The sequence below is a fragment of the Devosia sp. A16 genome, assembly GCF_001402915.1.
Taxonomy (GTDB): domain Bacteria; phylum Pseudomonadota; class Alphaproteobacteria; order Rhizobiales; family Devosiaceae; genus Devosia_A.
In genome coordinates this window covers 1991647-2007158 of record NZ_CP012945.1, presented here as the reverse complement: position 1 = coordinate 2007158, position 15512 = coordinate 1991647, and the positions used below count along the sequence as shown (strand labels likewise).

17 protein-coding genes and 1 tRNA gene are annotated in these 15512 nt (G+C 66.2%); 13 read left to right on the top strand and 5 right to left on the bottom strand.

Annotated features, from left to right (window positions below):
• Nucleotides 1-9: 9 nt before the first annotated feature.
• The 4 genes from APS40_RS09760 to APS40_RS09745 all read left to right on the top strand — a co-directional run bounded on the left by APS40_RS09760 (nucleotide 10) and on the right by APS40_RS09745 (nucleotide 3591).
• Nucleotides 10-732, top strand: coding sequence for a uroporphyrinogen-III synthase (locus tag APS40_RS09760; protein ID WP_055046862.1), 723 nt, complete (start codon nucleotides 10-12; stop codon nucleotides 730-732).
• Nucleotides 733-753: 21 nt separating this feature from the next.
• On the top strand, nucleotides 754-2037 hold the full coding sequence (locus APS40_RS09755) for a COG4223 family protein (RefSeq protein WP_055046861.1): 1284 nt from the start codon (nucleotides 754-756) through the stop codon (nucleotides 2035-2037).
• Complete coding sequence (locus APS40_RS09750) at nucleotides 2034-3428, top strand: heme biosynthesis protein HemY (protein WP_055046860.1); 1395 nt, start codon at nucleotides 2034-2036, stop codon at nucleotides 3426-3428. The genes APS40_RS09755 and APS40_RS09750 overlap by 4 nt, the downstream gene beginning before the upstream one ends.
• Nucleotides 3429-3515: 87 nt before the next feature.
• Nucleotides 3516-3591: transfer RNA gene (locus APS40_RS09745), tRNA-Thr, on the top strand.
• 196 nt (nucleotides 3592-3787) lie between these two features.
• On the opposite strand, the gene APS40_RS09740 is transcribed toward APS40_RS09745, so the two are convergent.
• The gene (locus APS40_RS09740) at nucleotides 3788-4285 is read right to left on the bottom strand and encodes a DUF4411 family protein (protein ID WP_055046859.1); all 498 of its coding nucleotides are present in this window, start codon (nucleotides 4283-4285) and stop codon (nucleotides 3788-3790) included.
• Nucleotides 4286-5437, bottom strand: a complete 1152-nt coding sequence (locus APS40_RS09735; protein WP_055046858.1) for an ImmA/IrrE family metallo-endopeptidase — start codon at nucleotides 5435-5437, stop codon at nucleotides 4286-4288.
• A 240-nt stretch (nucleotides 5438-5677) separates the two neighbouring features.
• Between APS40_RS09735 and APS40_RS09730 the strand changes: the two genes are divergently transcribed.
• A complete protein-coding gene (locus tag APS40_RS09730) occupies nucleotides 5678-5860 on the top strand; it encodes a hypothetical protein (RefSeq protein WP_055046857.1) in 183 nt (60 codons plus the stop codon).
• A gap of 34 nt (nucleotides 5861-5894) precedes the next feature.
• Here APS40_RS09730 and APS40_RS09725 read toward each other — a convergent pair whose 3' ends face one another.
• On the bottom strand, nucleotides 5895-6137 hold the full coding sequence (locus APS40_RS09725; RefSeq protein WP_055046856.1) for a DUF2188 domain-containing protein: 243 nt from the start codon (nucleotides 6135-6137) through the stop codon (nucleotides 5895-5897).
• Between the two features lie 179 nt (nucleotides 6138-6316).
• On the opposite strand from APS40_RS09725, the gene APS40_RS09720 reads away from it, so the two are divergent.
• A complete protein-coding gene (locus APS40_RS09720; RefSeq protein ID WP_082434308.1) occupies nucleotides 6317-7972 on the top strand; it encodes a Na/Pi cotransporter family protein in 1656 nt (551 codons plus the stop codon).
• 26 nt (nucleotides 7973-7998) lie between these two features.
• On the opposite strand, the gene APS40_RS09715 is transcribed toward APS40_RS09720, so the two are convergent.
• Nucleotides 7999-8745 (bottom strand): GntR family transcriptional regulator, encoded by a 747-nt coding sequence (locus APS40_RS09715; protein ID WP_055046855.1) that lies wholly within the window; start codon nucleotides 8743-8745, stop codon nucleotides 7999-8001.
• Between the two features lie 183 nt (nucleotides 8746-8928).
• On the opposite strand from APS40_RS09715, the gene APS40_RS09710 reads away from it, so the two are divergent.
• Nucleotides 8929-9537: a hypothetical protein gene (locus APS40_RS09710; RefSeq protein ID WP_055046854.1), complete on the top strand. Its 609-nt coding sequence runs from the start codon at nucleotides 8929-8931 to the stop codon at nucleotides 9535-9537.
• Here APS40_RS09710 and APS40_RS09705 read toward each other — a convergent pair.
• Complete coding sequence (locus APS40_RS09705) at nucleotides 9534-9704, bottom strand: hypothetical protein (RefSeq protein WP_156342895.1); 171 nt, start codon at nucleotides 9702-9704, stop codon at nucleotides 9534-9536. The genes APS40_RS09710 and APS40_RS09705 overlap by 4 nt on opposite strands.
• 238 nt (nucleotides 9705-9942) lie before the next feature.
• On the opposite strand from APS40_RS09705, the gene APS40_RS24850 reads away from it, so the two are divergent.
• From APS40_RS24850 to APS40_RS09675, 6 genes are all read left to right on the top strand, one after another.
• Entirely contained in the window at nucleotides 9943-10119 is a 177-nt protein-coding gene (locus APS40_RS24850; RefSeq protein ID WP_156342894.1) for a hypothetical protein, read from the top strand.
• Nucleotides 10120-10177: 58 nt separating this feature from the next.
• Nucleotides 10178-11065: a phosphotransferase family protein gene (locus APS40_RS09695; RefSeq protein WP_055046851.1), complete on the top strand. Its 888-nt coding sequence runs from the start codon at nucleotides 10178-10180 to the stop codon at nucleotides 11063-11065.
• Between the two features lie 286 nt (nucleotides 11066-11351).
• Nucleotides 11352-12599 (top strand): ABC transporter substrate-binding protein, encoded by a 1248-nt coding sequence (locus APS40_RS09690; protein WP_055046850.1) that lies wholly within the window; start codon nucleotides 11352-11354, stop codon nucleotides 12597-12599.
• 67 nt (nucleotides 12600-12666) lie between these two features.
• Nucleotides 12667-13542 (top strand): carbohydrate ABC transporter permease, encoded by an 876-nt coding sequence (locus APS40_RS09685; RefSeq protein WP_055046849.1) that lies wholly within the window; start codon nucleotides 12667-12669, stop codon nucleotides 13540-13542.
• The gene (locus tag APS40_RS09680; RefSeq protein WP_055046848.1) at nucleotides 13539-14435 is read left to right on the top strand and encodes a carbohydrate ABC transporter permease; all 897 of its coding nucleotides are present in this window, start codon (nucleotides 13539-13541) and stop codon (nucleotides 14433-14435) included. The genes APS40_RS09685 and APS40_RS09680 overlap by 4 nt, the downstream gene beginning before the upstream one ends.
• A 9-nt stretch (nucleotides 14436-14444) precedes the next feature.
• The gene (locus APS40_RS09675; RefSeq protein WP_055046847.1) at nucleotides 14445-15491 is read left to right on the top strand and encodes a LacI family DNA-binding transcriptional regulator; all 1047 of its coding nucleotides are present in this window, start codon (nucleotides 14445-14447) and stop codon (nucleotides 15489-15491) included.
• The last annotated feature ends 21 nt before the right edge of the window (nucleotides 15492-15512 follow it).

The window sequence follows — 15512 nt, the reverse complement described above, 5'->3', positions numbered from 1 at the left end:
GACTTGAAAATGCTCGTGACCCGGCCGGACCCCGACGCGAGCGATACCGCCGCAAGGCTCGGTGCGCTCGGGATCGAGGGCGTGCCGTGTCCGTTGCTCAGGCACCAGACGCTGGAGGTGAGCCTGCCCGAGCCGAAGGGGTTTGCTGCCCTGGTGCTGACCAGCGCCAACGCGCTGCGGGCCCTCGATGAGCGCGGCGTCCTCGACCGCTATCGGTCACTCCCGGTCTATTCCGTCGGCAACCGCACCGCGGCGCTGGCGCGGGAGCTGGGCTTTGCGCAGGTGACCAGCGCCGATGGCGACTTTGCCGACCTGGTCGAACTGCTGGCGCACGCCCCGCTATCCGGTCCGATTTTCTATCCGGCGGCGCGCGACATGTCGGCGGACCTCGGAAAATCGCTGGCGCCGTTCGGGCGCATGGTGATCACCGCCGAGGTCTATGCGATGAACCCGGTAATGGAGCTGCCAAAAGGCGTCATCGATCGGCTCAACGCCGGCGAGATCGAAGCGGCCTTGTTCTATTCCAAGCGGACCGCACAGACCTTCGTGCGGCTGGTGGAACGCGGGTTGGAGCGGCAGGTGCGGACGCGGCTGGGCGTGCTTTGCCTGTCCGAGGCGGTTGCCGCGCCGCTGCTCGATGCCCATTTCGTGCGGGTCGGGCTCGCCGATCATCCCAGCGAGGAGGCAATGATGGGACTTGCCTTGTCGTTCGCCCGCGACCAAAACCCATGAAGACAAGCAAGGAAGTGCCGCATGGCTGAACGCAAGTCGGGGCCCGTCAAACCGCCGGTCATCGAGCTCACGGCGCGGGAAGCCGACAAGCCGGCCGCCGCGACGACTGCCGGCGGCAAGGCGGCCGAAGCTGCGGAAGCGGCAGCGGCGGAAACCCCCGCCGCGGCTGAAGAGCCGGTACGCCCAACGCCGCCGCCAAGACCGCAGGCGCGCCTCGCCATGCCATGGAGCGCCATCTCGATCGCTGCGGTGGCCGGTGGGCTGCTGGGGGCCGGCCTCGTCTATGGCCTCGGCAACTGGCTGCCATTGCCGAACCAGCGTCCGGTGATCGCCGACCCCGCCGCGCGTCTCGATGCCACCGACAGCAGCCTCAACGAGATCGAGACGCGGCTCGCCGCCATCGAAGAGCAGAGCAAGCGCACGCAGGTCAGCCTCGATGCGACCATTGCGCAGCTCGACGGCGGGCTGACCGAGGTGCGTGAGGCCATCGCCGCGGTGCCGGCGGCAGCCGCGCCGGTCGACCTGGCGCCGCTCGAAACCCAGTTGAAGGCGCTGGAGGACCGCGTGACGGCAATCGGCGCCGGCGCCTCGTCGGCCGATGCGGCAGCGCTGGCCCAGACCATCAGCAGCATCGAGGCCGGAATCGCCGAACTGCGTACCCAGGTGACGGCGCTCGACCAGCGGGTGGCGGCCACCGACAGCGCCATCAGCGGCCTCAAGGGTGATGTGTCAGCCACTCAGACCGCCATCTCGACGCAGAACCAGACCTTGGGAGCGGCCGAGATCGGTCCCGCCGTGCGGCTGCCGCTGGTGGTGTCCGGGCTCGAAACCGCCATCGCCAACGGCCGGCCGTTCGCCGCCGAGCTGACGAGCCTCAAGGCGTTGCTGCCCGACCTCGCCGTGCCCGGCCCAGTGGAGGCGGCAGCAGCGGAGGGCCTGCCGCGGCCCGACGCCGTGGTGGCGCAGTTCACCGCTGCGGTACCGAACGTGCTGGCCGGACGCGCCGCCGTCAGCACCGGCGACATGGGCGAAGACGCGCTCGAATGGATGAAGGGCCTCTTGGCCCTGCGGCCGGTAGGCGAGGTGGCGGGGGATACGCCCGAGGCGATCGTGTCGCGGCTCGAAGCCGCGGTCGGCCGGCACGACTTCAAGGCGGCGGCGGAACTGCTGGCGCAATTGCCGCCGGCCATGCAAGCCGGCGCCGGCTCTGTCGGAGCCGATATCACGAAGCTCGCGGCGGCCGAAGATTTCGTCACCACGCTGCGTAGCCGGGCGCTGGCGCCGACGGCGGAGGCGACGCCGTGATCCGTCTCGCCTACTGGCTGATCGTCAGCCTGCTGGTCACCGCCGGCATCGCCTGGCTGATCGGGCTGCCGGGGACGCTCACCATCGAGGTGCTCGATTTCCGCATGCAGCCGCGACTGGGCGTCGCCGCCTTTCTGGCGGTGGCCGGGGTGGTGCTGATCATCCTCCTCTGGGGCATCGTCAAACGCATCATCGCGGCGCCCTATTACATTGCGCGGCAATCGCGCGAGCGGCGCAAGGATGCCGGCTATATGGCGCTGTCGGATGGCTTCATCGCGCTGCAGGCCGGAGATGCCAACCGGGCGAGGCAGCTGGCGCGCGAGGCGCGCGGCAACCTGCCGCGCAATGCCGCGGCGCAACTGCTCGAAGCGCGGGCCGACCTGGCGCTCGGCGACATGCATTCGGCGCGCGAGCACTACCGGGCGCTGATCACCAACCGCAAGACTGCGCTCGCCGCGCTCTCCGGTCTCTACGACCAGGCGCGCCAGCAGGGCCGGCCCGACGCGGCGCTGACCTTCGCGCAGAAGGCCATCGACATTTCGCCGCAGGCACCATGGGCGCGCGAGGCGGTGTTCGACGATCTGACCCGCAATGGCCGCTGGGACGACGCCTACCGGATGATCGCCGACGAGCAGGCGGTGACGCGCGAGGAAAAGACCCGCAAGCGCCGTCGCCAGGCGGTGGTCGAGACGGCGCGGGCGCAACTCGCCGAGGGCACCGACCCGCATGCGGCGCTCGAACATGCACTGGCCGCCCTGAAGCTGGTGCCGGATTTCGTGCCGGCGGCGCTGATCGCGGCACGCATCTACTCCAACCGCAACGAAGCGCGGCGGGCGATGAGCCTGTTGCGCCGGGTGTGGCGGGCCACCTCGCATCCCGATGTCGCGACGCTGTTCGCCAACTCGGTGCCTGGCGTTTCCGCCGTCGATCGGCTGAAGCGCATCCGGGAGCTGATCGATACGCCGCCGCCCAACAAGGCCAGCGCCCTGGTGCTGGCGCGGGCCTCGATCGACGCGTTCGACTGGGTCGGGGCGCGGCAGGCGCTGGCCGGCTACTCCAACGCCAACCCTTCGCAGGCGGTCTGCCTGCTGATGGCGGAGATCGAGGAAGGCCAGTCCGGCGACAAGGGCAAGGCGCGCGACTGGCTCAACCGGGCGGTGCGGGCGCCGCGCGATCCGGTGTGGACCGCCGACGGCATCACCGCCGAGGAGTGGGAGCCGCTGTCGCCGGTCACCGGCAAGCTCGATGCCTTCGAGTGGCGGGTGCCGACCAGCGCCGTCGCCACCCGCACCAGCGCCAGCACCCCGGCGCTGCCCGAGGGCACTGCACCGGCGGCTCCGCCCGAGCCGGAAAAGCCGCAGGGCGGGCCGCTGGCGCTGCCCGAGGCCTAGGCTTGTTGGTGATCCCCTCAAGCGCACTTGCGCGTGACAGGCGTCGCTTGTATTAGACCCCGCACCGGCGCGTCCTGCGCGCCCGTAGCCGCATTAGCTCAGTCGGTAGAGCATCTCATTCGTAATGAGGGGGTCGCTGGTTCGAATCCGGCATGCGGCACCACCCCTTTTCCAGACATTAGGTCCATTAAGAAGATGGTGAGCGTTTCGGGGCGCCGGAGCGTGATGGGTATCTGGTTAGTCGGTGCAGATGCTCGCTGCTGGCGACATCGCCTTGAGCACCTTTGACACAAGCGGCTTGCCGTCCCGGTTGCCAATCGAGTTTATCCCTAGTCGGACACTGCGTTGGATCGGTCCCTTTATCGCGGGTGGTGCCGAAACTGCGCCTGCAAGGCACGCAGAGCATCGAAGGTGTTTATGCACGGCACCTTCCGTCCTACACAGAGGTTGGGGATCGGCACCCGTTTCACGGCATCAGGCGCCGCGACTTCGTGAGTGACGATAGTCGCCTTTAGAACCTTCGCTTTTGCGATGAGCCACGGATCAGCTCCGCTCAGAAATTTCTCGATCGCCGGCCGTCGATAGTTTGATCCGTCGAGCTCGATTGCGATCTCGGCGTACGCTTCCTGCGTGGCCTTGTCGTCGACTGGCAACACCCACGGGTCGTTCTGTCGTTGCTTCATCCATGCGGCGAGCGGATCATCTTTTCCGATCAACTCGTCTCGAACAGGTGCCACTGTCGCGACGTTCGGCCCGATGACCGTGTCCATCCAGTCCCAGAATGCAGGCACGATATCGAACGCATAGTAGCGGTTCTGAGCCTCGATGAAGACGTTGCTATCGAGGAGGTACACCACTTAGGACGCGAGCCTCTCGTGCATCTCCCGGATCTTGCCCGGCTGGATTCCCAAGAGCGAACTCGCTTCTCGGAGTAGAAGCGTTCCTCGCATGGCTTCGGCGACGACGGATTTTGTGAAGCGTCTGCCGTTGCGGACGGGGAGAGTTTTGTAGAAATCACCTCCGCTATCGCGGTTGACGTCCTGCCATCGACGTTGCTCTGCGGCGAAGAACTGGGCGTAGTCGTCACCGGCGACGAATCCGAGATCGAAAGCTCTGCGTGCGACAACGACACGGCTGACCTTGAACCTTTGAGATAAGTGATCGACTTGTGCCAACAGGCCTATGTCGGCTCGCCAAGTCTGCCGCAATTCGGCCGCGGGTACCAGAAACTCCGCAGCGACGGCATTGCAATGTCGTTCAATTGCCCGATGTGCACCGTAGTCCTCTGCCTGAAGCTGTACATTAGAGATACCGGTACTTCCGAGCCAGATGTGCGCTAGTTCATGGACGAACGTGAAGATCTGCGCTGCCTTGGAATCCTGGCCGTTGATAAGGACCAGAGGGCTTAGTTTATCAGCAATTGCTAGGCCACGAAATGTACGAACAGCGAGAGGACGGTGAGTGTTATTTCCGACGATGCCCGTCCTCATAACCCATATGCCGGCATCTTCTGCGGCCTGCATAAGGGCCTGAAGATAGCCCTCAAAGTTGCCGGTGCGAGGACGCCCCTCCTTACCGAGCAGGGTGGTTTGGATATCCTGAGCAATCGTCACAGGGGGAGTGGCAATGTCACAGCTACCGACGAAGGGAAGCGGTTCCGTATCGTTCTGCTCAAGAAAATCCCTGAACCAGTCCTGTTTGAAGAGGATGTCGGTCAGCAGGCTGCGCAGATTGAGATCGATCGGTTTGGGCTCGCCTCCTACCGTGCGCAGGTCTGGAATGGGAATTTCATCCGCTGGTGGCTTTTGCAGGTACAGATAGCCGAACGGCACTGCCAAGATGGTGGCCGCCTTCTGCGCCTGGACGAAAGTCGGCCGATCTTTGCCAGAAAGCCAACTGTCGACCTGCTCAGGCTGAACATTCAACTTGGTTGCGAGACCACCGGCAGACACGTCTGCTCGATCCAACGCCCAACCCAGCATAGCTGCGTTGACCAGCGCTTTCGCCATGTTAGCCCCGTCACCGTCTCCAGTATGACTAAAACATACGCCGGGGCGGTTAGGAAGTTGCAAATCTCACGTGGATTCGCATGTCCCTGAGGGCTGTGATCAGCGGTTGCCTGTAGCGGGCGCCCAGCCCGACCTGGAACGGGGATTCAGATCGCGTGGCCGCGTACGCTATGGCGGATCATTGCGGCTTGCCTCCTGCTGCCGCGCGGGCGACAAGACCCGACCACGGAGACTCCCCCGATGCAGGCCAGCAGCGAGATTGCCAAACTGAAGCGCGAGATTGCGACGCTGCGCGATATAGTGGGACAGAGCCGGCCCGGCAGCAAGAACGCGATGAGCATCGCCGAGCGGCGGACGCTCAAGTCCGAGATCGATCGCTGCATCCTTGAGCTCGACGAACTGCGCGGCAAGCTCGCGCAGTAGGACCGCCTGCCGAGAACCCGGCGCCGCTGGAGCGCTACTTGTCCTCGACTTCGGTGTCGGGGCGGTCGGTGCCTTCCGAGACTTCCTGGTGCCAGACGCCGCGGGCGTCTTCGTATTCGATGCCGTCGGTGGTGCCGGCGACCCGCTGGCGCCGTGCCGCGGCTTCTGCGGCCTCATGGGCCTGCGCGTGGGTGCGGAAGGTTTCCGACAGGACATCGCCGACCTTATAGGCCCAGCCCCCGTCGTGCTGGACGACCTCGTACTTCACTGTGCTCACGGCGGCACTCCTCAAGATGCTTTGGCAATGTCGGTTGCGCACTCTATCGTAACGGCCGGGTCGCCGCCTACTGCCTCAATATCCTCGGGTTCGCGCGGGAATGAGGAACGCACCGAACCTGCCTTCGTTGCAGGTTCCATGTTCGTCGTGACGAGCTCGCAAGCGAAAGGACCAGATCAGTGACTGCCTACCTGTTCGTGCTGCATGTGGCGGGGGCCGTGGCGCTGATGCTGTGGGCCGTGCACATGGTCCATACCGGGGCCGAACGGGGCTGGCGGCCGGAGATCACCGGTTTGCTGAGGGCAACGGACGGGCCGGTGCGCAGCGCCCTGGTCGGCGCCGGACTCGGGCTGGTGCTGCAGAGCTCGACCGCCGCGGGGATGCTCGCCGCTGCCTTCGCGTCGCGCGGCATGTTTGCGCTGTCGACCGGCCTCGCCATCGTACTCGGCGCCAATTTCGGCTCGGCCCTGGTGGTGCTGATCCTCAGCCTCGATCCGAGCCTCGTGCCGCCGCTGCTGCTGCTGGCCGGCGGCCTGCTGTTCTTCAAGGGGAAAGCCCGGCGGGTGCGGCAGAGCGGTCGGGCGCTGGTCGGGGTGGGGTTGATCTTCGTGTCGCTGCAACTGCTTGGCGAGGCGACGGCGCCGCTGCGCGACAGCGCGGTGCTGCCGGCAGTGGTGGCCTATCTCGGGCACGAGCCGCTGACGGCGCTGCTGGCGGGGGCGGCGATCGCCTGGCTGTTCCATTCGTCGGTCGCCACCATCCTGCTGCTGGTGGTGCTGGCGCAGCACGGCCTGCTGTCGTTCGAGGCGGCGGCGCCGCTGCTGCTCGGCGCCAATATCGGTACGGCGATCGGGCCGTTCGTACTGACCCGCAACAGCGGCATCGAAGCCAAGCGGCTGATGGCGGGGAACCTGCTCACCCGCATCGTCGGCGCGGTGCTGGCGCTGGCAGCGCTGTTGCTGGGCGGCGCGGCGCTGGCGGCGGGCTTTACGCCGGTGCAGCAGCTGGTCGGGTTGCACCTGGTGTTCAACCTGGCGCTGCTGGTTTGCGGCCTGCCGCTCAGCGGCGCGATGGCGCGATTGATGGAGCGGCTGATCCGCGCTCCGGCGGCGAGCGATCCGGTTGCCGCCATCGGCGTGCCGCCCAGCTGCCTCGACGAGGCGGCGGTGGACGATCCCGGCATGGCATTGGCCTCGACCACGCGCGAGCTGCTGCGCATGGCCGAGATCGTCGCGCGCATGTTCGAGCCGGTGATGGAGATCTACAAGGCCGGCGACGAAGAGAAGATTCGCCAGGCTCGGCTGATGGAGGCGGCAATCGACCAGGCGCAGAGCGACATCAAGCTCTACCTGGCGCGGGTGTCGTTCGGCGGCGACAGCGACAGCGCCCGGCGCGGGCAGGACCTCGCGGCAATCGCGGTGAACCTCGAATATGTCGGCGACGCCATCACCAAGACCCTGCTGCGCCTCGCCGAGGTGCGGCGCGAGCAACGGCTGGCGTTCTCGCCCACCGGCTGGCGCGAGCTGGCGGAACTGCACGCCCAGGTGGTCGAGAACATGCAGCTGGCCCGCAACGTGCTCGTCACCCGCGACCTCAAGCAGGCCCGCCAGCTGGTCGTGGAGAAGACCCGGATGCGCGAAGCGGTGGCGGCGAGCCAGCGCCAGCACCTGCAGCGGCTGAAGGACGGCACCGAGGCGAGCCTCGCCACTTCCAACCTCCACCTCGAGACGCTGCGCGCCATGAAGACCATCAACTCGCTGATGGCCTCGATCGGCTACCTCGTGCTGGAAGAAGCGGGTGAGGTGCTGGACCACCGGCTGAAGCCGGCCGGGTAGAAGGCATCCGGGCAGCGGCGGGCGGCTCAGCTCTGGGCCTGCGGGCCGGGCCCGCGCCGGTAGACCCTGAGCTCGATCACTTCCGGGACGTGCCACTCGAGCGACAGCATGACCGGGCGACCCGACGCGTCGTGGTCGACCTGGCGCAAGTGCTGCAGCGGCGTGCCGACGGCCACGCCGAGCAGGTCGCTCAGTTCGGCGTCGGCGATGACGGGCGCCAGCGCGGCGCGGGCATGGTCGACGGTATGGCCGCGATCGGCCAGCAGCTTATAAAGCGACGTGCCGAATGCCTCGAGGTCGCGGTCCGCATCGGCAACATCGGTGGGCAGGCTGTCGACGGAATAGATCGCCGGCCGGCCGTCGGCGCTGCGGACCCGGCGCACCACCACGACGTCCGCGCCGGCGGGAAGGTCGAGTGCCGTGGCGACGGTCTCGTCCGCCGGCTTCCGGAAGGCGTCGAGCACCTGTCGGGTGACCACCACCCCGGTGCTCTCCAGATATTCGGTGTAGCTGAAATTGGTATCGAGCGAGTTGCGCAGCCGAGGCCCCTGGGTGACGTAGGTCCCCGAGCCCTGCCGGCGGACGACATAGCCGTCCTCGATCAGGCCGCGCACCGCTTCGCGCAGGGTGATGCGGCTCACCGCGAAGCGGGCACAGAGCGCATCCTCGTTGGGCAGCTTCGAGCCGGGCGGGAACTCTCCCTCGATGATGGCGCGTCTGAGACCGGAGCGGACGACATCGGGCAGGAGCGGGCGCGTTCGGGGCTGCAGCATGAAGGTCTCGGGACGGCAATGACGTGCGGTCGAGGTTAGAGTGCTTTTGCGAAAAGGTGCAGAGTTTTCCGGCGCGGGCGGGCCGGCGGCTCTGCGGCGGTTTTGCAGCAGGGTGGAGTTGCCGTTGCGGCCGGGGGCCTGAATCCGGCATGGTGTCAGGAGAAGGCCGGGCAGGAGCGGGTGATGAGTTACGATGCGCTGGTGTGGCTGCTGGTCGGGTTGGGCGTCGGTGTGGCCGGCAGCATGATGCTGCTGCTCGGCTATGTCACGCTGGAGCACCGGCGGCTTGGTCGCCGTTTGCGGCGCGGCACGACGGCAGCGGTCGTGGCGCCAGCGGTCTCGACGACAATCGCAAAGCCCGCGGCCGCAAAGCGGCCCGTGTCGGCGGGGCTGAGCAGGCCGGTGTCCCCGAAGCCGGTGGAGCGCAAATCGGTGGAGCCCAAAGCGTCGGGGGCCGAGCCGAGGACGCCGGTGGCCGCCAGCCCGATGCCGCCGAAGGCCGAAGCCACGATCGTATCGAAGCCGGAGCCCAAAGCTGGGGCCGAGGGCGGGGCCGAACCCGACGCCAAGTCCGGGCCGGCCCGGCCAGCGCTCAGCCTCGTTTCCTCGGCGCCGCCCAAGCCGGTCATCGCTTCCGATGCGGCGCCGCCGGCGCCTCAGCTATCGACGCCCACGCCAATTACGCCCAGGCCGTTGCAAAGCGTCGAAGCGATGTTCGCCGAAGCCTTCGCCAACGATCGGCTGCCCGTCTCGCCCGAGTCGCGAGACGAGGCCAAGCCGCCCAAACCCTAGCGGTTGCGAAACACCGCCAGCGTGAGCGCGCCCACGGCGAGCAGCAGGCCGCCCAGCAGGCGGCTGTCCGCGGTGGTGATGCGGATATAGGGCACCCAATGGCGATAGAACGGAAACAGAAGAACCAGTGCCGCGAGCAGGATCGCCGCGAGGCCAATGGACCGCATCTTGCCCCTCCGCTGAGCTGGCGGAAACACATCGAACAGCAGCCGGTGACGCTTATATTCCGGTCCCAGCATTATCCGCCGGAATCGTTAACGAGCCTGTTGCGGGCTGTGGCGGCGCCTGCCGCTCCGCCGCCGATCACCGGAATCTGAACCAGGACCCAGGCAACCCGATCCGGGGGAGGGGCGTTTCTTATCCAAGGCACGGGGACCGTTCCTGTGCGGCCAAGGAGACGTCATCATGCACAAGGCGGAACTGGATCGCCTGCTGGAAAAGACCGTCGCCGATGCGCTCGGCGTCGCCATGCCGATGCACCGTCGGGCTCGGCCGAGCGCCCCGAGGCAACATGCAAAGTTGTCGCGCCGCCACAGTCAGGTGCGGGAGCAGCGTGGGGCGCGGGAACTGCATCCGGCTTGATTGGACTTTCCCCGCGCCTCGTCTAGATTCGGCCCCGCTTTGAGGGGGAGTCGCGACTATGGAAGGGGTGCCGGCGGCGGAGATCGCGCGACTGCGCGCGCTCGTCATCGGAACGTTGCCGCAGTTCGCGGGCGGCAATTTCGTGACCCTCACCGATGGCTGGGACAGCGTCGCACTGGAGTGTGACGGCTGGATTTTCAAGTTCGCTCGAAATCCCGAGGCCGAGGCCCGGCTGCGACGGGAAGTGGCGCTGCTGGCCTTCCTCAAGCCGCGGGTCACCATGCCACTGCCGCAGATGGTGCTGCACGAAGGCCCGGTGCCGTTCTCGCAGCATTTGAAGCTGCCTGGCGCTTCGCTGGAAAGGCCGCAATACCTGGCGCTCGACGAAGGTCGGCGCAATGCGCTCGCCACCCGCATGGCGCAGCTCTATGCCGAGCTGCATGCCCTGCAGCTCAGCCGCATGCAGGCGGTGGGCGCCATCGGGGTCGATCCCTGGATGAGCCCGGATGAGATCATAATGCGCGCCGAGCCCAAACTGCCGCGCGGCTACAAGGGCTTCATGAAGCGGACCATGGCGGCCTACCGCAAGCTCACCATCACCGGCGACGAGCTCGTCTACGGCTATTTCGACGGGCATGGCTGGAACATGGCCTTCGACCATGAGACCGGCATGCTCAACGGCGTGTTCGACTTCGCCGATTCGGGCTTCGGCTCGCGCCATCGTGACCTCAGTTATTCCAACTGGATCTCGGCCGACCTGACGCTGAGGATCATCGATCGGTACGAGGAACTGGCCCGGGTCCAGGTCAACCGCGAGCGGGTCATGCTCTATTCGTCGGCGCTGCGGCTGGCCGAGCTGGCGGAGGAATTCCTCTCCGACGAGCGCGCCGTGGCCAATGTCGTCGACTGGGTGGCGGAGCTGAAACAACTCGGCATCGGCGCCTGAGCCGAAGGCGTGGCCGGCTGCCGTTTCGGCGCAGCCCAGTGCGCCGTCACGTGGCCAGCCTAACCGAGCCTGCCACGGTTTCAGAAAAGCTTTTCCCAACGACTTGCGAAGCGACGGCAAACGTGCGACGAAAGTGCAAGAAAAGCTTTTCCCAGATCGCGAGCCTGCCAGTCGAGGCCGGCCGTCAGGTGAAGTGGAAAAGCTTTTCCTTGCCGCTACCGGGAGGAACCTCGTCATTGCGAGGCCGGACGGGCGGCACGGCAAAAAGGGAGGAAACCTGATGAGAATGCCAAGCTCTTGGCGTGCGGCGCTCGCCGCTGCCGCCATGTCGGTCGTTGTTGTCGTTCCGGGCACGGCCTTTGCGGAAACGTTGAGCCTGTGGGCGCGCGCCTCGAGCTCGAATGCAGCGCAGCACATGATCGACCTGTGGAACGCCAGCCACGACGACAAGATCGAGCTGACCACCATCCCCGACAACCAGATGGTGACCAAGCTGGCGACCAGCGTGCAGGCCGGCGACGTGCCGGACCTGATCTCGTTCGACCTGATCTTTATGCCCGATTTCATGAAGGCCGGATTCCTGACCGATCTCACCGCGACGCTGAGCACCGATCCGAACCAGGCCAAAGTGGCCAAGGCGTTCCGCGACCTCGCCACCTATGACGGCAAGCTCTATGGCACCGGCTTCACGCCCGATGTGTCGATCCTCGTCTACAACAAGGACCTGTTCAAGAAAGCGGGGCTCGATCCGGAAAGCCCGCCCAAGACCATCGCGCAGTTGCAGGAATACGCCACCAAGATCAAGCAAGCGGTGCCCGATGCCTATGGCTACTACTTCTCCGGGTCGTGCGGCGGCTGCAACATCTTCACCCAGGCGCCGATGATGTGGGGCTCGGGCGCGACGCTGCTGCCGACCTCGGGCGATGCTCCTGCCATGGAGGGTCCCGGCGTCAAGGAAGTGCTGACCATGCTCAAGCAGATGTGGGACGCCAAGGTCATTCCCGAGTCGGCCGAAGCCGATACGGGGGCCAACTTCATGGCGACGTTCGAAACCGGCACCATCGGCATGCAGGGCTCGGGCGGTTTTGCCATCTCGCTGCTCAAGGCCAACCATCCGGACATGGATTTCGGTATCGCGCCGCTGCCCGGCCTCGCCGAGGGCCAGGCGTCCAGCTTCGTCGGCGGTGACGTGATCGCCATCCCCACCGGAGCCAAGCACGCCGAACTCGCCACCCAGTTCATTCAGTGGCAACTCACCGACGAGGCGCAGCTCGAAGGCCTCGCCAAGAACCTGATCCTGCCTTCGCGGTCGGATCTGGCCGACAACAAGTACTTCCAGGAAGAGCCGCGCTACATCACCACGGCGCAGGCGGTGGGCATCGGGCAGACACCTTATGCCTTCCACTTCAACGACATGGTCAATGCCGACCAGTCGCCGTGGCTCACCATGCTGCAGACGGCGATCTTCGATGGCGACATCGACGGCGCCATCGAGGGGGCGCGCGAAGCGATGCGCGCCATTGCGGCCGAGTAACCGCCGGGGGCTCGCGGCAGTACGCCGCGAGCCCTTCCATCGCGATTGCGGACAGAGGAGAGCAAGCGTGGTGCGGGCGCTTCGCAATAATGTCGGCTTCCTGTACGTGCTGCCGGCGCTGGCCTTCGTGGGCTTCTTCGTGCTGTGGCCGTTGCTGCAACTGGGCTATCTGTCGCTGACCGATACCTCGCTGCTTGGCGGTGGCCAGTTCATCGGTCTCGAGAACTACATCAAGGCGTTCGAAGACAAGAAATTCTGGCAGGCGCTGGGCTTTACCGCCCGCTACACGGTGTTCATCACGCCGCTGCTGATGGGGCTGGGCTTCGCGCTGGCGCTGCTGACCTCGCCGAACCGGCGGCTGCAGCAGATCACCCGCGGCATCATCTTCCTGCCGGTGGTGATCGGCATCGGCTCGTCGAGCCTGCTCTGGTTCTGGCTGTTCGATCAGCAGGTCGGGCTGTTCAACAAGTTCCTCGTCGATATCGGCCTGTTGGCCGAGCCGGCGGTCTGGTTCACCAAGGCCGATATGGGGCTGCTGGCGGTCACCATCTCGATCACCTGGAAGGTGATCGGCTTCGGCATGCTGCTGTTCGTGGCCGGCATCCAGTCGATCAACGGCGAGATCGGCGAAGCGGCGCTGATCGATGGCGGCAATTACTGGCAGCGCGTCTGGTACATCATCCTGCCGCTGAGCCTGAGGGTGATCCTGCTCACCACGCTGATCTCGGTGATCGGCTCGATGCTGGCCTTCGACCAGTTCTACATCATGACTGGTGGTAATCCGCGCGGCCAGACCTTCACCGCGGTGTACTCGATCTACCAGTCGAGCTTCATCAGCTTCAAGCTCGGGTACGGCGCGGCGCTGTCGATCATCCTCACCGCGATCATCCTGGTGTTCTCCAGCCTGCAGGTGATCCTGTCGAACCGGAGTCCCTCGCAATGACCGCGATCGCCGAAGCCAGCACGCGGTCGCGCGTCGCCGAACACGTGTCGCGCGCAGCGGGGGAAAGCCGCCCGGTCCGCTACATCATCGCCGCCGTCTGCATCGGCGTATCGACCATCATGCTGGCGCCGCTGGTGCTGAGCTTTCTCGCCTCGATCAAGGCGCCTGACGAGGCGCGCGCCTCGCCGCCGAGCTACCTGCCGCACAGCTTCAGCCTCGAAAGCTATGCCAAGGTGTTCGAGTACCAGGCGGGGCTGTGGACCTACCTCTCCAACTCGCTGCTGGTGGCGGCTCTGACCATCGTCATCTGCCTGGGGCTCGCGGTGCCGGCCGGCTACGGGCTGGCGCGCTTCAGGATGCGCTTCAAGGAACTGTGGTTCATCCTGCTGCTGGCGCCGCTGATGATCCCCTACCAGGCGTTGCTGATCCCGCTCTATCTCAACTTCTCCAAGGTGGGGCTGGCCAACAGCCACCTCGGGCTCGCCATGGTGCACGCCATCCTGCAACTGCCGTTCTCGATCTACCTGATGCGGAACAGCTTCGAGTCGATCCCCAGGGAGCTTGAGGAGGCCGCCAAGGTCGATGGCAGTTCGTCGTGGCAGACACTGCGCTCCATCTTCCTGCCGCTGGCTGTGCCGGGCATCGTCACGGTGGCGCTGTTCGCCTTCATCGCCAGCTGGAACGAGTTCCTCTCGGCGCTGATCTTCATGAACAAGGAGACCAGTTTCACCGTGCCGATCATGCTCGTCAGCGTGCGCACCGGGCGGCTCGGCTCGATCGACTGGGGGGCGTTGCAGGCCGGGGTGATCCTCTCGATATTGCCGTGTGTGCTGATCTACCTGCTCTTGCAGAAGTACTACGTCGCAGGCTTCCTCAACGGAGCCGTGAAGTAGGACAACGAGATGAACGACGAACGCTCCAGCACCGAGAAGACCGGACGGCACAGCCCCACCATCCGCGACGTCGCGCGGATCGCCGGCGTGTCGATCGGCACCGCGTCCAAGGCGTTGAACGCCAACGGCCGGCTGCGGCAGGAGACGCGCGACAAGGTCACAAGGGTGGCGCGCGAGATCGGCTACCGCCCCAACGATATGGCGCAGAGCCTGCATCGCACGCGCTCGATGACGGTGGGGGTGCTCTCCACCGACTCGTTCGGCCGTTTCACCCTGCCGATCTTCCAGGCGCTGGAGGAGCAGTTCGCCGATCGGGGCATCGCAATCTTCATGTGCAATGCCACGGACGATCCGGAACGCGAGCGGCAGCATCTCGACCAGTTGCTGGGCAAGCGCATCGATGGGCTGGTGGTCACCGCCCGCCGCGCCGACAAACGGCCGCCGGTCGGGCCGTTGCCGCCCGGTCTGCCGGTGATCTACGTCTACTCGCAGCCCGATGACGGCAGCGCGCTATCGCTGGTCTCGGATGAGGTGGGCGGTGCGCGGCTCGCGGTGACCCATCTCAGGGAGATCGGCTGTACGCGCATCGCGCACATCACCGGTCCCGAGCATTTCGAGGCGGTGCTGGAGCGCAGGCGCGGGTTCCGCGAGGCGCTGGCGCTCGAAAAGCTCACCGAGCATCCGGGCTTCTATCTCAGCGGCAAATGGTCGGAGCAGTGGGGCCGCGAGGCGGTCGCCAAGCTGTTCGACGGGGTGCCGGCCGACCAGCAGCCGGACGGCCTGTTCTGCGGCAACGACCAGATCGCGCGCGGCGCCGCCGAGGCGCTGCGCGACCGCGGCATCGACGTGCCGGGGCAGGTCGCGATCGTCGGCTTCGACAACTGGAACGTCATGACCGACGCCGCGCGGCCGCCGCTCACCAGCATCGACATGAATCTTGCCGCGCTCGGCCAGGAGGCCGGTCGGCTGCTCGTCGACATGATCGGCGGCGACAGCATCGGCGGCATTCGCCGCCTGCCCTGCACGCTGGTCGTCAGGCAATCCACGCAGAGATAACAGCCCGCCGCTTGCTCAGCG